Origin of the sequence: Kineosporia babensis (genome assembly GCF_021129305.1) — a bacterium.
In the GTDB taxonomy this organism is placed as follows: Bacteria; Actinomycetota; Actinomycetes; order Actinomycetales; family Kineosporiaceae; genus Kineosporia; species Kineosporia babensis.
This window is the reverse complement of sequence record NZ_JAJOMB010000017.1, coordinates 100,465-122,264: the sequence shown is the minus strand read 5'-3', so window position 1 is coordinate 122,264 and position 21,800 is coordinate 100,465. Positions and strand designations below refer to the sequence as shown.

The 21,800-nt window shown below is 66.8% G+C and carries 18 protein-coding genes; 11 read left to right on the top strand and 7 right to left on the bottom strand.

Translation table 11 applies throughout. From position 1 onward, the window contains the following. Positions 1-16 precede the first annotated feature (16 nt). From adh to LR394_RS27245, 3 genes are all read right to left on the bottom strand, one after another. Positions 17-1,540, bottom strand: a complete 1,524-nt coding sequence (gene adh / locus LR394_RS27255; protein ID WP_269329857.1) for an aldehyde dehydrogenase — start codon at positions 1,538-1,540, stop codon at positions 17-19. Between the two features lie 150 nt (positions 1,541-1,690). After that, positions 1,691-2,956 carry a helix-turn-helix domain-containing protein gene (locus tag LR394_RS27250; protein WP_231447288.1) on the bottom strand — a complete coding sequence of 422 codons (1,266 nt, stop codon included), beginning with the start codon at positions 2,954-2,956 and terminating at the stop codon, positions 1,691-1,693. Between the two features lie 85 nt (positions 2,957-3,041). Further along, positions 3,042-3,623 (bottom strand): ATP-dependent Clp protease proteolytic subunit, encoded by a 582-nt coding sequence (locus tag LR394_RS27245; protein ID WP_231447286.1) that lies wholly within the window; start codon positions 3,621-3,623, stop codon positions 3,042-3,044. A gap of 224 nt (positions 3,624-3,847) precedes the next feature. Between LR394_RS27245 and LR394_RS27240 the strand changes: the two genes are divergently transcribed. Continuing rightward, entirely contained in the window at positions 3,848-4,210 is a 363-nt protein-coding gene (locus tag LR394_RS27240; protein WP_231447284.1) for a helix-turn-helix domain-containing protein, read from the top strand. 365 nt (positions 4,211-4,575) lie between these two features. Here LR394_RS27240 and LR394_RS27235 read toward each other — a convergent pair whose 3' ends face one another. The 3 genes from LR394_RS27235 to LR394_RS27225 all read right to left on the bottom strand — a co-directional run bounded on the left by LR394_RS27235 (position 4,576) and on the right by LR394_RS27225 (position 6,885). Further along, positions 4,576-5,031: a hypothetical protein gene (locus LR394_RS27235; RefSeq protein WP_231447282.1), complete on the bottom strand. Its 456-nt coding sequence runs from the start codon at positions 5,029-5,031 to the stop codon at positions 4,576-4,578. 34 nt (positions 5,032-5,065) lie between these two features. Then, positions 5,066-5,620: a bacterial proteasome activator family protein gene (locus LR394_RS27230; protein WP_407937138.1), complete on the bottom strand. Its 555-nt coding sequence runs from the start codon at positions 5,618-5,620 to the stop codon at positions 5,066-5,068. 287 nt (positions 5,621-5,907) lie between these two features. Next, entirely contained in the window at positions 5,908-6,885 is a 978-nt protein-coding gene (locus LR394_RS27225; RefSeq protein ID WP_231447280.1) for an NAD(P)H-quinone oxidoreductase, read from the bottom strand. 99 nt (positions 6,886-6,984) lie between these two features. Here LR394_RS27225 and LR394_RS27220 point away from each other — a divergent pair, with 99 nt between their 5' ends. The 8 genes from LR394_RS27220 (at position 6,985) to LR394_RS27185 (ending at position 17,548) form a co-directional block, all read left to right on the top strand. Then, positions 6,985-10,998, top strand: coding sequence for an ATP-binding protein (locus tag LR394_RS27220; RefSeq protein WP_231447278.1), 4,014 nt, complete (start codon positions 6,985-6,987; stop codon positions 10,996-10,998). A 55-nt stretch (positions 10,999-11,053) separates the two neighbouring features. After that, complete coding sequence (locus LR394_RS43250; RefSeq protein ID WP_231447276.1) at positions 11,054-11,545, top strand: PH domain-containing protein; 492 nt, start codon at positions 11,054-11,056, stop codon at positions 11,543-11,545. A gap of 79 nt (positions 11,546-11,624) precedes the next feature. After that, complete coding sequence (locus LR394_RS27210) at positions 11,625-12,674, top strand: LacI family DNA-binding transcriptional regulator (RefSeq protein ID WP_231447274.1); 1,050 nt, start codon at positions 11,625-11,627, stop codon at positions 12,672-12,674. Positions 12,675-12,820: 146 nt separating this feature from the next. Continuing rightward, positions 12,821-14,101 (top strand): ABC transporter substrate-binding protein, encoded by a 1,281-nt coding sequence (locus tag LR394_RS27205; RefSeq protein WP_269329855.1) that lies wholly within the window; start codon positions 12,821-12,823, stop codon positions 14,099-14,101. Between the two features lie 149 nt (positions 14,102-14,250). Beyond that, complete coding sequence (locus LR394_RS27200) at positions 14,251-15,264, top strand: carbohydrate ABC transporter permease (protein WP_231447270.1); 1,014 nt, start codon at positions 14,251-14,253, stop codon at positions 15,262-15,264. After that, on the top strand, positions 15,261-16,160 hold the full coding sequence (locus LR394_RS27195) for a carbohydrate ABC transporter permease (RefSeq protein ID WP_231447268.1): 900 nt from the start codon (positions 15,261-15,263) through the stop codon (positions 16,158-16,160). Before LR394_RS27200 ends, LR394_RS27195 begins: the two co-directional genes overlap by 4 nt. 250 nt (positions 16,161-16,410) lie before the next feature. Beyond that, positions 16,411-16,944, top strand: coding sequence for an RICIN domain-containing protein (locus LR394_RS27190; RefSeq protein ID WP_231447266.1), 534 nt, complete (start codon positions 16,411-16,413; stop codon positions 16,942-16,944). 34 nt (positions 16,945-16,978) lie between these two features. Next, entirely contained in the window at positions 16,979-17,548 is a 570-nt protein-coding gene (locus LR394_RS27185; protein ID WP_231447265.1) for a hypothetical protein, read from the top strand. Between the two features lie 594 nt (positions 17,549-18,142). Here LR394_RS27185 and LR394_RS27180 read toward each other — a convergent pair. Continuing rightward, positions 18,143-19,369 carry an ISAs1 family transposase gene (locus LR394_RS27180; protein WP_231447263.1) on the bottom strand — a complete coding sequence of 409 codons (1,227 nt, stop codon included), beginning with the start codon at positions 19,367-19,369 and terminating at the stop codon, positions 18,143-18,145. A 267-nt stretch (positions 19,370-19,636) separates the two neighbouring features. Here LR394_RS27180 and LR394_RS27175 point away from each other — a divergent pair, with 267 nt between their 5' ends. Next, entirely contained in the window at positions 19,637-21,322 is a 1,686-nt protein-coding gene (locus LR394_RS27175) for a glycoside hydrolase family 13 protein (protein ID WP_269329854.1), read from the top strand. 50 nt (positions 21,323-21,372) lie between these two features. Next, entirely contained in the window at positions 21,373-21,774 is a 402-nt protein-coding gene (locus LR394_RS27170; RefSeq protein ID WP_231447259.1) for a YjbQ family protein, read from the top strand. Positions 21,775-21,800 lie beyond the last annotated feature (26 nt).

The window sequence follows — 21,800 nt, the reverse complement described above, 5'->3', positions numbered from 1 at the left end:
GGGGAGCGACTGTCGATCAGAAGAAGCCGAGCTTGTTCGGCGAGTAGCTGACCAGCATGTTCTTGGTCTGCTGGTAGTGGTCCAGCATCATCTTGTGGTTCTCCCGGCCGATGCCCGAGCCCTTGTAACCGCCGAACGCCGCGGCTGCCGGATAGGCGTGGTAGTTGTTCGTCCACACCCGCCCGGCCTGGATGCCCCGGCCGAATCGGTAGGCGGTGTTGATATCGCGCGACCAGACCCCGGCGCCGAGGCCGTACAGCGTGTCGTTGGCGATCTTCATCGCCTCGTCCTGGCTGTCGAACTTGGTCACCGAGACCACCGGGCCGAAGATCTCCTCCTGGAAGATCCGCATCGCGTTGTCGCCCTCGAAGATCGTCGGCTTGACGTAGTAGCCGCCGGACAGCTCGCCGCCCAGGTCGGCCCGCTCGCCGCCGGTGACCAGGCGGGCGCCCTCGGCCTTGCCGATCTCGAAGTACGAAAGGATCTTCTCCAGCTGGTCGTTGCTGGCCTGAGCACCGATCATGGTGTCGGTGTCCAGCGGGTTGCCGGCCACGATCGCCTCGGTCCGGGCGGTGCCGTCGGCCAGGAACTGGTCGTAGATCGAGCTCTGGATCAGCGCCCGCGAGGGACAGGTGCAGACCTCGCCGTTGTTCAGCGCGAACATGGTGAAGCCCTCGAGCGACTTGTCGTAGAAGGCATCGTTCTGCGCGGCGACGTCCTCGAAGAAGATGTTCGGGCTCTTGCCGCCCAGCTCCAGGGTCACCGGGATGATGTTCTGGCTGGCGTACTGCATGATCAGCCGGCCGGTGGTGGTCTCCCCGGTGAAGGCGATCTTGCTGATCCGGCTGCTGGAGGCCAGCGGCTTGCCCGCCTCCACCCCGAAACCGTTGACGATGTTGACCACACCGTCCGGCAGCAGGTCTCCGACCAGGTCGATCCAGTGCATGATCGAGGCCGGGGTCTGCTCGGCCGGCTTGAGCACCACGGCGTTACCGGCGGCCAGCGCCGGGGCCAGCTTCCAGACCCCCATCAGCAGCGGGAAGTTCCAGGGGATGATCTGGCCGACCACGCCCAGCGGCTCGTGGAAGTGGTAGGCCACGGTGTCGTCGTCGAGCTGGCTGATCGAGCCCTCCTGGGCCCGGATCGCTCCGGCGAAGTACCGGAAGTGGTCGATCGCCAGGGGCAGGTCGGCGGCCAGGGACTCCCGGACCGGCTTGCCGTTGTCCCAGGACTCGGCGACGGCGAGCGACTCGAGGTTCTGCTCCATCCGGTCGGCGATCTTGTTCAGGATGTTGGCCCGCTCCGCCGGGGAGGTCTTGCCCCAGGCCGGGGCGGCGGCGTGCGCGGCGTCCAGGGCCAGCTCGATGTCCTCGGCGGTGCCCCGGGCGACCTCGGTGAACGTCTTTCCGGTGACCGGGCTGGGGTTCTCGAAGTACTGGCCCTTGACCGGGGCGACGCGGCGGCCACCGATCCAGTTGTCGTAGCGGGAGGCGAAAGTGGTGGGGCTGCCCGGCTGGCCGGGCGCTGGGAAGACAGCCATGGAAAACCTCCGACTCATTTCGGCCCGACGGTGGACCGAAGCTGCGCCCGACGTTATTTCGGGGAAGGTTGCAGCTACGTTGCGGCCCGACGTTGTCAGCCGGGTTTTACGTCGGAAGGGCTAATTCCTGGGTTCTCGGAGCAGGCGTTCTCAGAGCAGGCGGGTGAGTCGGGCGCGGGCCAGGGCCTGCCGGGGGGAGTTGGCCGGTAGCGCATCGACCAGGGCCTGCCAGGCGGCGGCGTCCTCGCTGCCCTCGCTCAGGCTGACCCAGTGCTCCAACACCGCGACCTGCCCGCCGGCGAGCACGGCTTCTCTTACCTCGCAGACGAATTCATCCGTCATCGAGCGAATCCCGGGTGCGTCGGAGCCGGGCAGCGGACTGCCGGTGAACTGCTCCATCGCCTGCTCCAGCCGGCCTTCGGCGAGCGCCCGGCGAACCTGGGAAACATCGGTGCGCACCGGAACATTCAGCCGGTACGGCCGGGACGAGAGCAAGCTGGGGCCGAGAACCCGTCTCAGCCGGTTGATCTCGGCCCGCACCGTGATCAGGTGTTCGCCCTCATCGTGCAGGGCCACGTCCAGGGCCTGGGCCGAGAGCCCGTTCGGGGCGCTGGCCAGCAGCCAGACCAGTTCGGTGTGCCGCCGCGACAGATTCACCGTCCGGCCTTCCACCTCCAGGCTGCCCGCCTCCGGGCCCAGCAGCCGCAACCGGGCTCCGGGGTTGCGCGGCGGAGGCATGACGGTGCTGGGGGCCGGCGCACCGAACTGCTTGCTGGGCCAGCTCTGCAGCTGCAGCCCGGCCTCGACCGCCGCGGCGCAGGCCCGCACCAGGGCCAGGGTGCGCGGCCCGGCCACGTCGGCCTCCCCGGTCAGGTCGATCACGCCGAGCAGGTCACCGGTCAGCGGGTGGTACACCGGTGCGGCCACGCAGCTCCAGGTCCGCGCGCCCAGGCCGAAGTGCTCGCCCGCGCTGATCCCCACCGCCTTGCCCAGCGCCAGCGCGGTGCCGGGGGCGTTGGTGCCGGTGGCCCGCTCGCTCCACAGCGAGCCCTCCACGAAGTGCATCTGCTCGGCCCGGCTGCGCAGCCGGTGGTGCCCCTCCACCCAGAGCAGCCGGCCGAGCGCGTCGCCGACCGCCACGATGTGCCCGGCCTCGTCCGCGTCCTCGGTGAGCAGCCGCCGGATCAGCGGCATCATCGCCGCCAGCGGATGATTGGCCCGGTACTGGGCCAGGTCACTCTCGCTCATGTCCAGCGGCGCGGCCTCGGTCTGCGGGTCCACGCCCAGCGCCACCGAGCGCTTCCAGCTCTCGGCCACGACCGGGCGGACCAGGTCGCCCGGCAGCGGCGAGGTCGGGGCCGCCAGGAAATGCTCCTGGGCAGCCGCCAGCGCTCCGATCCGCTTCAGCGAGGACATGCCGCCGATATTAAGTGAGGCAGGTCACCGATGCGACGGGCGGCCGGGACCTATTTGCTGTGAGGCGCTGACCGGTGACCGGCGATCAGGGCTGAACCGGGGCAAGCGGGACGCTGGTCAGCACCCGGTCGACCAGGCCGTACTCGGCGGCCTCGGCGGCGGTGAACCAGCGGTCCCGGTCGGAGTCGGCCTGGATCTTCTCCATCGGCTGCCCGGAGTGCTCGGCGGTGAGCCGGGCGATCTGCTCCTTCATCCGCAGCATCTGCTCGGCCTGGATCCGGATGTCGGTGGCCGAACCGCCGATCCCGCCGAGCGGCTGATGCATCATCACCCGGGCCCGCGGCAGCGCGAAGCGCTTGCCCTGGGCACCGGCGGTGAGCAGGAACTGGCCCATCGAGGCGGCCATCCCCATCACCACGGTGGAGACGTCGCAGCTGATGAACTGCATGGTGTCGTAGATGGCCATGCCCGCGTCGACGGCTCCGCCGGGCGAGTTGATGTACAGCGAGATGTCCTTGTCCGGGTCCTGGGCGGCCAGCAGCAGCATGGCCGAGCAGAGCTGGTTGGCGTTCTCGTCGCGCACCTCGGAGCCGAGCAGCAGGATGCGCTCGTTCAGCAGGCGGGACAGCACCTGGTCGGCGCCGGGGACACTGATGGTTTCGCTCATGCCTCTACCGTCGGCCGTCTCCGGGGGCGGGTTCCAGCGATTCGGCTGGTGGGAGATTCGCTGCGGGCAGATGCTTTTCATTGAGGACGCCGGCCCGCCCGCCTCGGTCGGTCGGTGGCCCGGGCGATCTGCTGTGAGCAGAGTTGCCGCCCCGGTCCCGCCCAGGGCTCAATCTTGTCGGTGGGGCGCCGTAGTCTTGGGCACAGTCGCTGAGGGAGAGTGCCATGCTGCTGCGAGGCCTGATCGGGACCGTTCTGCGCCGGATCCGCCTCGGCCAGGGTCGCACCCTGAAAGACGTGGCCGAGACCGCCCGGGTGTCGGTGCCCTACCTGTCCGAGGTGGAGCGTGGCCGCAAGGAGGCCTCGTCCGAACTGCTCGCCTCGATCTGTGAGGCACTGGGCCTGGACATGATCGACCTGCTGTCCGAGGTCCGCTTCGAGCTGGAGACCGAGCGCCTGGCCGAACTGGCCGCCCAGCCCCGCGCCATCGGCTTCACCGCGCTCTCCCAGACCGAACTGGCCGGCCGCCCCGCCCTGTCGTCGTCCGGCACCGTCGGCCTGCACGCCGTCTCCATGGCCGCCGCCTGACCTGTCCTGCGGATCTTTGCCTACTGCGGGGCACCCGTGGCGCCGTCTGCCCGGGTTCGGTTGGCCTCACATAGAAAACCGCTACGAGGGGGCCTGGGACCCGAAAGTGGCTCCACCGGACGCTGACGATCACCAACTCCGGCCTGTGTGGGCCCCACCAGCCATGTCAGCCGACGTCGGGGGCACCTTCTCGCTACGGCAGTGAATTCCCAAATACTGCCTATCCGAGCGGCACCCTTGAATCGAGAATGTGTACACCTGGTACTCGATGACCCGGGTGTACGTTGCGTAGTGACTTCTGGATGCAGGCTCCGGATCTGGCTTTTCGCTGGGAGTGGCGCTGACCCGTCCTCAATTGGGGCCCTTCAGATCACTGCGCCCTCGACCATTTCGCGGACCTGCTTCACCGTGCGCCGCGCCGCGTCGATGTGGTCGCGCACGCTGTCCGCGTCTTTCATCCGCACCGCGACCCGCGTCATCATGGCCGACTCGGAGGCCCGGGCACACAGGGTTGCCGCCCGGGCCAGCCGGCGGTGCACGTCCAGGTAGACGTCGCCCGGGCCGACCGGCACGTCCGGGCCTTCGCTCGGCGCCACTGCCTGGGCATGGGCGCACGCCTCGCGGACCAGTTCCAGGATTTCGTCGAGGTCTTCGGCGATCTCGGCCAGCTCGGCCCGAACCGGTCGCGAGGGTACGACATCAATGACCGCTCGGTACCGGCGTACGGCCCGCGCAAACCGATCGTGAACGCGACGCCAGACGCCGTTGCCGAGGGGGCCCGGGCCGATCACCGGCGTCCGGATCCAGTCGAGCATCCCCACGGTGAGTCTTCGTCTCCTGTCTGCCGCTCCTTGATTACAGGTACTGGCCGGTGCCGCCCGGACGGGCCTGCGGCGCACCCGTCAGTCCTTCACCGCCCGGTGCCATCGCCCCGCCACCGCCCGGCAGGGCCCGGCGCATCTGCTCCAGCTGGGTCCGGGCCGCCATCTGCTGGGCGAACAGCACGGTCTGGATGCCGTGGAACAGGCCCTCCAGCCAGCCGACGAGCTGGGCCTGGGCGATCCGCAGCTCGGCGTCGGTCGGGGTGGAGTCGCCGTTGAACGGCAGCACGATCGAGTGCAGTTCCTCGACCAGCTCGGGGGCCAGGCCGTCCTCCAGCTCCTTCAGCGATCGCTCGTGGATGGCGGCCAGGCGGACCCGCCCGGCCTCGTCCAGCGGTGCGTTGCGGACCTCCTCCAGCAACTGCTTGATCATGCTGCCGATCCGCATGACCTTGGCGGGCTGCTCGATCTGGTTGGCCGGATTGGTCTCGCTGTCGCTCGGGCCGGTCACCGCCATCCCCTCGGGGGTGACCACGACGACGCGCTCCTCCACACCTTCGGACTGAGACTCCGCCGGGGAACCGGACATGTCGGTTACGTCCCCTGAATCGGCAGACGGGTGCGGCTGGCTGTTCATGGCTCCATCGTGCCCTGCCGCGGGGCCCCACGCGAGGCGTTCGCCGTCCGCGAAGCCCGATCTCCGCCGCTCGGATCTGCTGTGGATCAGCCGCTCGGCCGATGAAGAGGCATGACTTTGCGTGAAGTGACGAGAGTCATGCCCGCAGGAGGCCCGTTTCAGGTTTCAAAAATCTGCACGGAACGTGATTCCATCCGGGCCTCCTGGTGCGGGCGTGCAGCCGGCCGGTGACGCCTTGCTCAGGTGGTCAGCACAATCTTGCCGATGTGCTGCGACCCCGCCATCATCCGGTGCGCCTGAGCGGCTTCCTCCAGCGGCAGACGCGCGTGGATCACCGGTTTCACCAGGCCCGAGCTGAGCAGCGGCCACACGTGCTGCCCCACACTGGCCATGATCGTCTCCTTCTCGGCCGCGGGCCGGGCCCGCAGCGTGGTGGCGATCAGTGCGGCCCGGCGGCTCATCAGGTGGTTCAGGTTGATCTCGGTCTTCGCCCCGCCCTGCATGCCGATCACCACGATCCGGCCGCCGTAGGCCAGGGCGGCCAGGTTGCGGGCCAGGTACGAGGCGCCCATGTTGTCCAGCACGACGTCGGCGCCGTGCCCGTCGGTGGCCTCTTTCAGCGCCTCGACGAAGTCCTGCTCGCGGTAGTTGATCAGGATGTCGGCGCCCAGTTCGCGGCAGCGCTCCAGCTTGTCCGACGAGCCGCAGGTCACCGCCACCCGTGCCCCGATCTGCTGGGCCAGCTGAATCGCCATCGTGCCGATCCCGCTCGACCCGCCGTGCACCAGCAGCACCTCGTTGGGCCGTAGCCCGGCCGCCATGAAGACGTTGCTCCAGACCGTGGCCGTGACCTCGGGCAGGGCCGCGGCGTCGACCAGGTCGACCCCCTTGGGCACCGGCAGCACCTGACCCTGCGGCACCACGACCCGCTCGGCATAGCCACCGCCGCTGAGCAGCGCGCAGACCCGATCGCCGGGCGTCCAGTGATCGACGTCGGCCCCGACCGCGCTGATCGTGCCGCTGACCTCCATCCCCGGCCATTCCGGGCTCTCCGGGGGCGGCGGGTAGTGACCGGCCCGCTGCAGCAGGTCGGCCCGGTTCACCCCGGCGGCGGCGACGTCGATCAGTACCTCGCCGGCCCGTACGGTGGGATCCGGCACCTCCTGGAGGCGGAGCACGTCGGGATCGCCGAACTCGGTGATGACCACGGCCTTCATGGAATAGGACGATACGGCCGAGAAGCCTCCCGATCGGGGAGCCTGGGTACCGGAGATCCCCGGCGTGGCGGTGATCAGCCGAATGCAATCCGTGATCGAATGCCGCTCAATCTGCGCCGCCGGAGCGCCGAGACCCTTTCGGTGCCCCCCTCAGGTGAACGCCGGCTGCTAGGTCTGCTCGCGCTGCCCATCGTCCTGCTCGCCGCGGTCTGTGCCGTCGGCTCGCTGATCGCCGACGAGAGCGCCACCCGCGTGGCGCTGCGCGCCGTCTTCGGTCTCTGCGTAGTGCTGACTCTGATCACGCTGAGGGTCGGTCCGGGTCTACTGCGGGAGAACCTGACGCCGCAGACCGAACCCCGGCGCCCCACGCTGATCCAGATCCAGCCTCCGCTGATCCCTGACGAGTCGATGCCGTACGTACCGCAAAGTCCTGTCCAGGAGCCGGTTCGGTCGGGGAACGAGCTGCCGGCCGTACTGGTGGCCACGTCGACCCGCCGGGGGCTGAATCTCGTCGGGCGGCAGATCGCTTCTTTGGACCAAATACCAATGGACGTTGTGGGCGCCTCCGATTCCCAGGCGGCGGTTCGGCGGCTGGGCGAGTTGGCGGTGCAGATCCGCCGCAACGGCGAATCCCTGCTGGTGATCGCCGGGGAAGACCCAGAACGGCAGATGCGGGCGCCGATGCTCCTGGCCGATGTGATCGCGACCGCGGCGAACGAGGTGGAGAACGGCTCCCGGATCACCACCGTGCCGGGTGCCGAGCAGACCGTGCGGGCTGAACTGGTACCGCCGCTCACGCACCTCCTGGCCGAGCTGCTGGAGAACGCGACGAGCTACGCGTTCCCGGCCAGCGGTGTGCAGGTCTACACGGAACCGGGGACGGACGGGGTACTGATCCGGATCGAGGACTCCGGCCCGGGCTTCTCGGACGCTGATCTGGAATTGGCCAACCAGCGCCTGCGTGACCCGGAAGGCCCGGTCGGGGATGAGATCGGCTCGCTCGACCTAGGCCTCTTCGTGGCTGGCAAACTGGCGCGGCAGGTTCCCTGCACGATCGAGATGGCGCGGTCTGCCTCCGGCGGGGTCTGCGTGAACATCGACCTGCCGCGCAGCGTGTTCGGGGCGAGTGCGGCCGAGCCGATCCGTCAGGGTCAGTACCAAGCAATGGACGCCGCACCGGGCACCTTTGCGAGTGGTCCGGAGTTCGCGCACTACGGCGATCACACGGACCTGCCCGAGTACGCCGGCCTGCAGGGGTACGCCGATGTTCCGTCGGCGGAAACCCAGTGGCCGGCCTTCGCCGCGGCTGGCGCCATGTCCTCCTCGGAGTCGGGCTTCATGCCGGAACAACCGGGTGCTCTGTCTGCCCCGACCGGTGCCTCTACCCCGCTGTCGCTGGACGAACCGTTCGGCGCCAATGCTCCCCTGACGCCCGACGAGTCTGCTCCGGCCATACCCAAGCAGGCCCGCCGAGACGGTAAGTCCCAGACCTTCTTCAACCCCATCGAGCCCGTACCTGCCCAAAGGTCAGGCGCTCTACCCCCGCTGCAACTGCCTACCCCCACCGGACCGGCTGGGGCTGCGCAGTTCGCTTCGTCTGACGCGCCGATGGTCTTCGGTCGAGACCCGATGCCCGGCGGGCTGAAGCCTGATCCGGACCTGCCGCAAGGGCACCCGCCCGTGGGGTCGTCGGAGGAACAGTTGTGGGCCGCGGGAGCTGAGAGCCCGTCGATGTCGGCAGGTGAACCGGCTACTGGTGCTGCTGGGTTGGAGACGCAGGATCCGTCTGGGGCCGAGGTTCAGAGCCAGTCGTGGGCCGAGGCGTCGGAGCAACAGTCTTGGCTCGGGATGCCGCAAGGCCAGTCGCCGGACCTGGCGGCGCCGGAGCAGTCGTGGTCTGAGGACCAGTTGCCGACCGAGCACCCTTCGGGCCCTTCCTCGCAGGAGCAACCGGGGTCCGAGGAGCAGCCTTGGTCTGGGACGCCGCAGGTTCAGTCGCCGGATGTGGTTGTGCCGGAGCAGCCGTGGCCCGGTGTGTCGTCTGACCAGCAGCTGGCGGAGGAACCGCAGGGTCAGCCCTGGGGCGAGCCGTCGCCGAACCGGCCGCAGGCCGAAACGCCGGAGCAGTCGTGGCCTGACGCGCAAGACCGGCCTTCGGCTGAGCAATCGCTGGGCCAGCCCTCGCAAGATCAGCCGTGGTCCGAAACGCCGGACCATTCGTGGCTCGAGGCGCAGGGACAGCCTTCGGTTGAGGCCTTGCCAGGCCAGTCGTGGGCCGATGTTTCCCCGGCGGAATCTTGGGCTGAGAGATCGCCTGGCCGACCGTGGACCGAAGTGGAGCCCGAGTCTGCCTCGGCTGGTGAACGGGGGCCGGATGCTCCAGAGGCAAGTGCCCCGATGGCTGGTGGACCTGCGTTCGGCGGACGTCGGCTAGACGGGCCCGAGTTCGATGGGCCGCGACTGGATGGGCCAATCCCCGAGGAGCTCCTCCCGGGCGGATTCCGGCCGGACGCATCGGTGCCAGATGGACAGCCGCTCGATGGACCGCTTTCCGAGGGATTCTTCCCGGACGGATCCCTGCCGGACGGATACGGATCCCTTTCGGACGGATTCCTGCCGGACGGATCGTTGTCGGACGGGTCAGGGTCCGATCGGTATGCGCCCGACCTGTACGGGCCTGACCCACTCGGGCTCGGTGGAATCGGTGAACCGGTGGCCGGGGAACCCATAGCCAGTGAACCGGTGACTGGCGTGTCGTGGCCGGATGAGCAGCCGTTCGGCGAATCGTTGCACCACCAGTCCTGGACCGAGCCGGTCGCCCAGTCTGATCCACTGCTGGACGGGCCCGGGTTCAACGCCTTCGAGGGCAGGGCTTTCGAGGGCAGAGCCTTCGAGGACGGGATCCTCGAGGACGGTGCCACGTCGGTCGAGTCTTCGGCCGATCCGCTGAGCCATCCCCCTCACCTGCACCATTCCGACGAGGCTCAGGCGCCGGCCCCGAAGCACTTCCCCACGCGGGCCGAGCTGCGCCGCCGTCGCAAGGCCACCGAGGCCGAGTCTGCGGCAGCGATGCGGGCCGGTGCCCAAGCGGCTGCCCAAGTGGCCCAGAAATCCGAAGAATTTGCCACGGACCCTGAGCACCCGCCGGCCCAGGCCTCGGCTCCTAGTGTTCCTGGTCAGGCGCCTTGGGTCCGGGAGTTCTTGGAGCGCGAGTCCGCCGGCCAAGTTTCGCCTGGTCAGGCGCCGATCAACCAGGCACCGATCAACCAGGCACCGATCAACCAGGCACCCGCGGACCAGGCGCCGACCACTCCGGCACCTGGCAATCAGGCACCGACCGACCAGTCGGCAGCGGCGCAGGCCCTGCCGAAGCGGTCGCGTCGGTCCGCAGCATGGCGGACGCCGACTCCCGGGCAGAACGACCCTACTCAGGCACAGAAAGCGCCCTACCCGCACGAGATCTCTCCGCTGGAACGGGCGCTCAGCCGCCAGGCGCGCGAGGCGGAGCAGGGGTTCGGCATCCCGGCCCAGGCGGGCCCCCTCGACGATCCGCACCACCAGAACCAGGCCGAAGGCATCCAGCCTGGCAGCAACCAGCCCGGCAGCAACCAGGCAGGCAGCAACGGGCCTGGCAGCAACGGGCCCGACAGCAACGAAGCAAGCAGCAACGAGCCCGGTAGCAACGAGGCAAGCGGCAGCGAAGCAGGCGGCATCGAGCCGGGCCGCGCCGAGGTCGGCCACGAGCGGGGCAGCGGCCAGCTCGATCACCCGCCGATCCCCACCCAGGCCACCCCCGCTACTGCCCCCGAGGCCGAAACCGAGCAGGCCGCGTCCGCTGATCCCTTCGGCCAGTCCACCCCGCTGCCCACCCGACCGCAGTCCCGGCACGCCGCGTCCGGGCCGATCCCCATGGTCAGCGCCAGCCGCTCGAGCCTGGCGGCCAACTCCGGTGAGACAACCCCGCAGCGAGCCACCCACGTCCGTTCGATGCTTGCCGGTCTGCGCTCGGGCTCGGAGAAGGCCCGCCGGGCGACCTCGGCCGCCGACCGCGAGGGCGCAGTGCCCAAGCCGCGCCACGGCCACTCCGAGGAAGACGACAACCCCCAGCTGTAAAGGGATTTGACCGCGGTCTTGATCAAAGGCGCCCGGATGGCCGTAAGGTGGGGCCGTGGTCGACGCTGCCGATGACCGTCCCGAGCCGGACTCCGGCCCGGCTGCACTGCCGCCCCTGCTCAGACGCATCCCGGTGCAACTGGTGGCGCTGGTGATGCTGGCGGTCTGTGTCTGTGCCTTCGTCGCCATCTATCTCGACGTGCCGTCCACCGCCCGGGGCATTCTCGGGGCGGTCGCCGTCGGGCTCTTCGCCGTGGCCATGGGCTGCCTGCGGATGTACCTCGAGGTCGACGACGAGGGCGTGGCCGTGCGCTACCTGCTGCGCGAGCGCTGGGCGCCCTGGCCGCAGATCGACCGGATCGAGATCGCGTCCGGCATCAAGGGTTCGGAGTCCATCCGGGTGGTGCTGAAAGACGGCTCGCTGATCGATGTTCCACCCGCCCTGCTGCAGCCCACCGCCCCCACCAGCAGACCGAAGGCGCTGGCCCGGCTGAAGGGGACGCTGGGCGAGATCGAGGCTCGGCGCCCGGACACCTACCGGCGCTGAACTGTTCGCCGTAACATCGGCGAAACGAAGGTGCGGTCAGCGTCGACGCCTTTCGGAGATGAGGTGCGCTGTGGCAACGATGGCGGATGTCGCTCGTCTGGCGGGCGTGTCGGTCAGCACCGTGTCGTACGCCCTTTCCGGGACCCGGCCGATCTCGCTGTCCACCCGGGAGCGGATCGAGCAGGCCATGCTCGACCTGGGCTACACCCCGAACGCGTTCGCCCGGGGGCTGAAGAGCAAGCGCAGCCGGATCATCGCGCTGCTGCTGCCGGCCCAGACCGCCAGCCCACGCCTGAGCGCCCTCGAATACATCCTGGGTGCCTCCGATCATGCCCAGGAGCGGGGTTATCACCTGATGCTCTGGACCGCCGGGGTGGAGGCCGCCGACGACCTGGCCCAGTTCGCCGGCCAGGGGCTGGTCGACGGGGTGCTGGTGCTGGATGTGCGCCCGGACGATCCGCGGATTCAGGTGCTGGCCCGGGCCGAGGTGCCGTTCGCGATGATCGGGCACAACGCCGAGCCGGACGGGCTGGACTACATCGCAACGGATTTCGCCCACTCGGCCCGGCTGGCGGTGGAACACCTGAGCGAACTGGGGCACCGGAAACTGGGATTCGTCGATGCGATGTCCGAGGTGGAAGGGGGAGACGGGGCCCGACTGGGCAAAGAGCTCGAAGAGGCAGCCGGGAGGGTCGGGGCCACCATGATTCCGGTGGCGGCCGAAGAATCGGTGGAAGGGGGCAGAACTGCATTTGCGGCATTGGCCGGTGCGGATCCACAAGTTTCGGCCATCGTGGTTTTCAGTGAACACGTGGTTCCCGGCCTGATGCGGGCCGCGGCCGAGAACGGCCGCCGGATTCCCGAAGACCTTTCGGTGATCTGCATCGACATGGCACCGCACGTGGCCGAGCTGACCACGCCGCCGATGAGCACGGTCGGCCCTTCGGCGGTCCAGATCGGGCAGGCCGCAGTGGATCTTCTGCTGCGCCGACTGGACGGTGACGCTGCCCCGGCGCGCCAATTGCTCTTCCAGGGGGAACTGAATCTTCGGGGCTCATGTGGGCCCAACCCAACTACCGATCATCATCCGGGGAGTTCTACGTCCCAGCAACGGCGGTACCTGCAGTGATCACCAGAAGTTAGCTGAACGCTCATCAATAAATGGTGGATCGCAGTAGGTTTACCTCCGTTGACAGCTGGTCAGGGAGGTCTTAACTTCCCTGAAATAGTCGAAACGAATCGACAGGTCCGGTCCCGACGGAAAGGACGCAGGTCATGCGAGGCAAAGGTGCCGCTGCCCTTGCGGGTGTTCTAAGTTCTGTTCTGGTGCTGAGCGCCTGTGGGGGCGGCAGCGACAGCGACTCCGCAGGCGAGACCAATACTGGCCGAGGGCCATTCACATTCGTCACCGGTAAGGATCTGAGCGGCATCATGCCGTTCGTCGCCGAGGAGTGGAACAAGGCCCACCCCGACGAGCAGGTCACCATCAAGCAGCAGTCTGATGCTGCCGACCAGCAGCTTTCCGATTTGCAGCAGCATTTTCAGGCGAAGGACCCGGACTACGACGTAGTCACCGTCGATGTGGTCTGGACCGCCGAGTTCGCGGCCAAGGGCTGGATCGTCCCGCTCAAGGGCGATCTCGCCATCGACCAGGGCACGCTGATCCCGGCCACGGTTGAGGCCGCCACCTACAACGGTACGCAGTATGCCGCCCCTTACGACTCCGACGGCGGTCTGCTCTACTACCGTACGGACCTGGTGAAGGAGGCTCCCAAGACCTGGGAGGAACTGATCACCTCGTGCGAGGGCAAGACCACCAGCGGAACGATCACCGGCTCCAAGCCGGGCTGCTACGCAGGTCAGCTCGCCTCCTACGAGGGTCTGACGGTGAATGCCTCGGAGGCTATCAACGCAGCCGGCGGCACCATCGTGAGTGAGGACGGCAAGAGCGCGGCGGTCGACTCCGCCCAGGCTGCCAGCGGGCTCGACTTCCTCGTGAACGGGTTCAAGGATGGGTACATCCCCAAGGAGGCCCTCGGCTTCAAGGAGACCGAGAGCCTGAACGCGTTCGCCGCCGGTGACCTGATGTATCTGCGTAACTGGCCGTACGCCTATGCCCAGTTGAGCGGGGACTCTAAGGTCAAGGGCAAGTTCGGGGTGGCTCCGCTGCCCGGCCCGGAGGGCGGGGGTGCCTCAACCCTGGGCGGGCACAGCGCAGCGATCAGTGCATATTCCAAGAACCAGGCCAGTGCTCTGGACTTCCTGAAATTCCTGCAGTCGGAAGAGATCCAGCGCAACAGCCTGGTCAAGGGAGCCAAGGCACCGGTCATCGCCTCGCTCTACGACGACGCTGAACTGAATGAGGAATTCGGCTATCTGGCCACCCTCAAGGAGAGCATCAGTACCGCGGTTCCCCGCCCGGTCACGCCGTTCTACCCGGCGGTTACCCAGGCGATCCAGACCAATGCCTACGCTGCCCTGCAGGGTAAGTCGAGCACTGCGGACGCTCTGAAGGACATGGCTGCATCGATCAATTCGGCTGCTGCCGGGGGCTGATCGGACCGTCGCTTCTGCATCATCGGGCAGGTATCACGATCAGGGCTTCGTGATACCTGCCTGCAGTTGCGTATCACGTTCCGGCCGGTGTCGTCCTCCGGGCCCGGCGGGACGTCTGAGCCCGTGGCACAAGTATTCAGGAGCAGCTGATGAGCATTGTCTCCGAACCGATCGCGGAGAACGCTGCACGCGGGCGGAAGAATCGGCGAAAGCGCAGCGGTAGGAACGGTGGTCTGCACTCGGGCGACGGCCGGATGGCGTTGTACCTGCTCGGTCCCACCATGATCATGCTGGCGCTGATCGTCGGCTATCCGGTTCTCAACGCCATTTACAAGTCGTTCCTCACCGACCCGGGTCTGGACGACTCCACCGGGCTGTTCAACGAGGGCAACGACTGGAACGGGACCGCCAACTACGCGCACTGGATCCTCCAGCGCTGTAACGCGGTCGGTGGCGGAACCGAGAGCTGCCCGGCCGGAAATCTCGGATCTCAGTTCTGGGACTCGGTCTGGGTGACTCTGGGCTTCACCGTGGTCACGGTGATCATCGAGGTCATCATCGGCATGCTGTTCGCCCTGATGATGCACCAGGCGTTCCGCGGCCGCTCGCTGGTCCGCGTGGCGGTGCTGATTCCGTGGGCGGTGCCGACCGCCGTGATCGCGAAGCTCTGGGTGGTCATCTTCGACCCGCAGGGCGTGCTGAACAACGTTCTGGGAACCAGTTTCGCCTGGACATCGGAGGCCGGCCCGGCCCGGATGGCGATCGTGATCGCCGATGTCTGGAAGACCACGCCGTTCATCGCCCTGCTGATCCTGGCCGGGCTGCAGGGCATCAGCAGCGAGGTCTACGAGTCGGCCAAGGTGGACGGGGCGAACGCCTGGCAGCGGTTCTGGCGGATCACCCTGCCGCTGGTCAAACCGGCGCTGGCGGTGGCAGTGATCTTCCGGGCGCTGGACGTCCTGCGGATGTACGACCTGCCGTGGGTGCTCACCCAGGGCTCGAACGGTACCCAGACGATATCCATATTGGTGGTCAAAGAGCTTGCCAGTAAACTTAATTCGGCAGCCGCACTCTCTACCATCACGTTCGTCCTGATCTTTGCGATTGCTCTGGCGCTGGTGCGCCTGTTCAACGCCAACATCGTCGACAGGGGTACGCGATGAGCACTGCAGCCGTGGAGACAGCCGAAGCCCCCCGCGAGTCGCGCCCGATCGTCACCTACAAGAAGGGTTACGACTGGGGCCGGATCGGCAATCTGGTAGCGATCGCTGCGATCGTCTTCTGGTGTCTGGCCCCGTTCTACTGGATGCTGGTGCTGGCTTTCCGGGACAATGCCAACACCTTCGACAACACACCGTGGTTCACCGATGTGACCATGGACAACTTTCGCTACGCCTTCGACACGGAGTTCAACGCGTTCGGCCGGTCGCTGGTCAACAGCCTGATCATCAGTGTCTCGGTCACAGTCCTGTCGATGGTGATCGCGGTGTTCGCCGGATACGCCTTGTCCCGCCTGGTCTTCCGGGGGAAGTCCATCGTCCTCGCAGCCATTCTGGGTGCGTCCATGTTCCCGGGCGTGGCCATTCTGACCCCGCTGTTCCAGCTGTTCGGCGATTTCGGCTGGCTGGGCACCTACCACGGCCTGATCCTGCCGCAGGTCTCGTTCGCCCTTCCGCTGGCGGTCTACACCCTTACCAGCTTCTTCGCCGACATGCCCTGGGAACTTGAGGAGGCAGCGAAAGTCGACGGCTGCACGCCGCTTCAGGCGTTCCGGAAGGTGATCATTCCGTTGGCGGCTCCGGCCATGTTCACCACGGCGATCCTGGTGTTCCTGGCCTCCTGGAACGAGTACCTGCTCTCCAGCGTACTTTCCAAGGGAGACACGGCAGTGGCTCCGTCCACGGTGGCGATCGTCAACTTCACCGCCGGTCCGCACATCGTCCCGTACACCCAGACCATGGCCGCCGGTGTGATCGTCACGATTCCGCTGGTCATCGTTGTTCTGATCTTTCAGCGACGGATCGTCAGCGGTCTGACCGCCGGCGGGATCAAAGGCTGAAGTCCGGTTCCGGCGGTGCGAACGCACCGCCGGAACCGGACGGTCACCCCATTTCGGGGCGACCCGTAGTCAACTAAATACATTATTCGTATGAAGTGCGGCAATCAAGTAATTTGACGCCCGATGGACATCAATCGGACTTTATTCCAAGCTATTGACGGGAAAATGCTGCTGTCGATATGTTGCGAATGGGTCGGGGGTGAAATCTTCGGAATGGTGGCGGACGGTGCGCAGACGAATTCGGCTTGTAATGGCAGCGGCATTGATGATGGTGTTCTCGGTGCCCGTTGTTGCAGCTCACGCGGAAGACGGGTCCCACGGTTCCGGCGGTCCGGGACCGGCGAAGGTCACAACTGAGCCGGAGGCTGGCATTCGGGCCAGTGCGGTTCGCGAGTACCGCTTGCGACTGCGGGCCGACGGTGACAAATTCTGCATGAGTACCAGTAACGGTAAGGCAGTGCTGAAGAAGTGTTCTTCGTCGAGCAAGTATCAGCGCTGGCAGATCGGCAAGATCAACGGCTATCCGGTGTGGATCAACGTTGGCCACCCAGGAAAGGCCTTGACCGTCAACAGCTTCAGCCCCGGCGCGCCCCTGCTCCTGAAGTCCGCTGTCGGTAACGGTAAGCAGAGTTTTCAGTACGCCGACCTGGATCAGATCGTGTACGCGACATCGTCCCCCACTCTTGTGCTGGCGGCGGGAGATGCCAAGAGCGGGTCTGCTGTTCGACTCGAGCAGGACCTGGACGTCGGTCGTCAGAAATGGGCTCTCCTCGTTGTGCAGTGAGACGAGAGTTTAGATCGGACCGTAGCGACCAGGGATGGGAAAGATCGAAATGACATGGGAAAGATTGGCTCCGGCCGGTGTCGGGGCGGTGTCGATGCGCTGGCTGCGCAGCAGTAGCCTGTTGGTGGCGAGCGTCGGGCTGGCGGTCGTCGCGTCAGGCTCTCCGGCCTCTGCCTCCGCTCCCAAGGACGGACCTGCCGGTAAGTCCGCGCAGATCGTCGGCTGGTACGGATCGGGGAGTAACAAGACTCCGCTCCGCGCCGGTACGACCAGTTACGGGCTCCACCACATCAAGATCGGTGGTGGTGGGAGAAAAACCGAGAATCACGAAACCACAAGCTATGCCAAGGGTCTCTGGAAGAGCGCCATCGACAACGGCAGTCGCTACGAGAACAAGTGGGGCGGTTGGATCTACGTCAAGAAATACCAGACGCCTGGTGGCCAGAAGCGTCGAATGTGTGTCGTGACGTCCAATCGGTCGAAAGATAATCAGGACCTAATTTTTGCCGGCGAGAATTACGGGACAAAAGGTATTATCACGGCTTACTGGACTACCTATCGAGGGTGGAGCGGTTCCGACACGGTCGCCTGTGATCGAGAGTAGGTGCAGGTCCGATCGGTGTCCGGGCCCCACTGGTCGAAGAGCGTCCGAACGAAATTTTTGTATTGAGTTCCGAGGATTCGTAGGATGATTCGAGCATGGCTTTCTTATCGGCTGGATCGGCGCTATACGGTTTCTTTCGAAACTTCGACGGGCGTTGTGGAGTCCGCTGCTGTGACCACCATGGAAGAAGCAAATTTGGCTCTCCGCAGTCTTGTCGGACGGGTCTTTCCCAGGAGGGCTGACCAATCGTTCACTCTCCATGTCCCGCCTCCTCCCTGGTTACAGGAGGGGCAGGTGGTGCGGGCCAGAGCAATGGATGATCTTGAATCTCGGTTGGGCTGGGTCGGAGGATTCCTGGATGGCGGCGTCGTTGTCATGGGGGTTCCTTCCGGCGTAGATATCTACCCACCTGAAGAGGTGGACGATCGGCCCGGGGTCAGCCCGGCCGAACTTCAGCAGATAGAAGAGGTCAAGCGGTCGAGTAACTGGATAGACCCCGTTCGGTAGTTGCAGACGTGGCGGATGGTGGCGGAAACAAGAGTCGACGCCGGGCTTCTCGGACGCCACCGGCTTCCTTGTCGGTCCTGGGCACGGTTAGTTCAAAGTCGGGTTTTGGCTGTTCAGAAGGCTGATGGCGTAGTCGGGATTGCGGGCGAGGCCGCGGAGGTTGCGGGCGATCTGGGTAGTGCCGGCCAGGTGGAGCAGGCTGATGGCGGTGTTGCGGAGCGCGGCGAGGTTGGCGGCGATGTTGCCGCTGCGGGCACGGTGGGAATCTTCCCGGAATGTCACGTCGCGTGACCAGTGCCAGGACTCGATCATCCAGTGCTCACGGACAGCCTGGGCCAGCCGCGTGGCCGGGACCCGGATCTGGTCGAGAGTGCAAAGATAGTAGGCGGTCTCGAGCTTCTTCCAGTACCAGCGGCGGCCGGTGCGGGTCTTGCGCTTGATGTAGCGGGTGACCTGGGCAACTTGCCGGGCGTGCGCGAAGGCGATCTGCTCGTCCTGGTATCCGATCGAGGTCACCTTCACCACGCGCTTTTCGATCCGGTGATGCAGGCGGGTCCCGATCTGGGTGTCCCCGATCGGGACGTCGTCCCAGGGCAGGGCGGTGACCTGCTCGAACAGGGTGGGCTGGTTGCCTTTCACCCCGACCAGCAGACCGGCTCCACGCTCGTGAAGGTACTCGGCGTGAGCGGTCTGAGTATGCATCGCATCGGCCGAGACCAGTACCCCGTCCAGGTTATCGATCTGGTCCAGGACCTGCGTGAACATGCCGATCTCGTTGGTCTTGGCCGCGACCGGCAGCTGGCCGACGAACAGGCCGGCCCCGACGTCCAGGACTCCCAGGAGATGCGGTTTCGGGCGGCCCTTGCAGGCGGCGCCCCGCATCGACTTCCCGTCCACCGCGAAGTGCCGTAACCCGCTGCGGTTCGCAGCGATCCGCGCAGCATGGGCCTGGGCCCACACGTTCAGGGCCGCCTGCAGGACCTGCTGGTCCAGGACCATCAGGAAACGCCGGATCGTGGACAGGCTCGGCGCCTTTGCCCGCTTCAATCCGATCGCCCGCCGCTGCCGGCCGCTGAGATCCTGCACATGCTCAGCGATCTCGATCGTCGTTTCCGCACCGGCCAGGACCGCCACCAGGACCGCCATCAACAAACCGAACACTCCATGGCGCACACCACGAGCCTTCCGCGGGTCAGGCACCCGGGCCAGCACCACGGCGACACTCTCGACCTCACCGTGCGTGACATCAGAGCAGACACGATCCGGGGCCGAGGACTGGCCGAACGAGGGCAGGATGATGTTGGATAGCTCCACGGGCACGGCCTTCTGCGATCACGGGTTCCTAGACAAAATCCATGATCAACTAAGGTCGTGCCCGCCCAGCATCCAGGGTCAGCTACGCCAGATCAGCCATCTTTGCCCAGGTCAGGGCACCCCGCCGGACTTTGAACTCACCGTGGGTCCTGGGGCATCTGATACCGAACCGAAGACTGATCCTAGGGAGAGGGATTGTCAACGTGATGCGCTCGGGCATCCGGTTCGGCAACGTGCGAGGGTGGAAGTAGCAAGTTTCTACGCCTCATGAGAGTGAGACCCAGAGTGGCTGATACTGCGCGTACCCCTCATCCGGAAGCCGACTGGTGGCGGCAGGCCGTCGTTTACCAGATCTACCCGCGCAGTTTCGCCGACAGCGACGGCGACGGCATCGGCAACATCGCCGGTGTCACCGCCAAGGTGCCGTACCTCAAAGCCCTGGGCGTCGACGCGGTCTGGCTGAGCCCGTTCTACCCCTCAGCCCTCGCCGACGGTGGGTACGACGTGGACGACTACCGCGACGTGGACCCGAAACTCGGTAGTCTTAAAGACTTCGACGAGATGAGCGCGAAACTGCACGCGGCCGGGATCCGGCTGATCGTCGACATCGTGCCCAACCACTCCTCCGACCGGCACGTCTGGTTCCAGGAGGCGCTGGCCGCCGAGCCCGGCTCGAAGGCCCGTGATCGGTACATCTTCCGCGACGGCCTGGGCCCCAACGGCGACCAGCCGCCCTCGGACTGGATCTCGCACTTCGGCGGCAGCGCCTGGACCCGGGTGCCGGACGGGCAGTGGTATCTGCACCTGTTCGCCCCCGAGCAGCCGGACTTCGACTGGAGCAACTCCGAGGTCCGTGAGGACTTCCGCAAGACGCTGCGCTTCTGGTCCGACCGTGGGGTGGACGGTTTCCGTGTGGACGTGGCCCACGGCCTGGCCAAGGACCTCTCCGAGCCGCTGCGCAGCATGCCCGAGATCCCCGACCTGGCGCTCCCGCTGGACGGCACCAACCCGCTGTTCGACCGCGACGACGTCCACACCATCTTCGAGGAGTGGCGCGAGGTCTTCAACGAGTACAACCCGCCGCGCGCGGCGGTGGCCGAGGCCTGGGTGCCCACCGCTCGCCGCGCCCTGTACGCCCGCCCCACCGAACTCGGCCAGGCGTTCAACTTCGACCTGCTGCGCGAGGACTGGGACGCCGAGGGTTTCCGCAAGAGCATCAGCGAGAACCTGGCCGAGTCGGCCGCCACCGGTGCTTCTTCCACCTGGGTGCTGTCCAACCACGACGTGGTGCGCCACCGCAGTCGCTACGGCCTGCCCAACGGGATCGGGCAGGACGGCCTGGCCGACTGGCTGCTGGCCGAAGGACTGGACCCGTTGCCCGATGACGCCGTCGGACTGAGGCGAGCCACCGCGTCCACCCTTCTGCTCCTGGCCCTTCCGGGCTCGATGTACCTGTACCAGGGCGAGGAACTGGGCCTGCGCGAGGTCGCCGACATCCCGCGCGATCAGCTGGCCGACCCGATCTGGCTGCGCACCGGCCACCAGCTCAAGGGCCGCGACGGCTGCCGGGTTCCGCTGCCCTGGAAGCGTTCTCGGGATGCCGAGGGCGGCTCGTCGTTCGGCTTCGGCAGCGGCGGTGCGCACCTGCCCCAGCCCGACTGGTTCGGCGAGCTCTCGGTCGAGGCCGAGGAGGCCGACCCGAACTCGGTCCTGGCGCTGTACCGCAAGGCGTTGGGGCTTCGCCGGGAACTGCAAACCACCGAAACCCTCCAATTCGAGACGTCCGGGCCCACGAACGTCCTCCATTTCCGCAGAGAGGGTGGCTGGGAAGTGGTCACCAACTTCGGCACCGCGCCGGTGCCGCGGCCGGCCGGAAAGGTGCTCGTGGCCAGCCGCGATCTGTCCGGGGACGAGTTGCCGGGCGAGACCACGGTGTGGCTCCGGGCCGATTGAGACCAAGCCCCCTCTTTGGGGGGATGCAAGACAGGCTTAGGGTTCACCCTATGGAGAGCACCGAGATCACCGTCCGCTCCGGGGACCGGCTCGTCACCGAGCTCACCGGAGAGCTGGCGCGATTCTGCGCCGGTCGCGGAGACGGCCTGGTCAACGTGTTCGTCCCGCACGCGACCGCCGGGGTTGCGCTGATGGAGACGGGGTCGGGCAGCGAGCCGGACCTGGCGGGCGCGATCGACCGGTTGCTGCCGGCCGAGGACATCTACCGGCATCGGCACGGCAGTCTCGGCCACGGCCGCGACCACGTGTTGCCCGCCTTCGTCAGTCCCTCGGTCAGCATCCCGGTCCTGGCCGGCGAACCGGCGCTCGGCACCTGGCAGAGCGTTGTGCTCGTCGACAGCAATGCCGACAACCAGGTCCGGAAGGTGCGGCTGTCGTTCGTCGCGGGCTGAGTACCTCTTGCCCAGCGTCGGACACC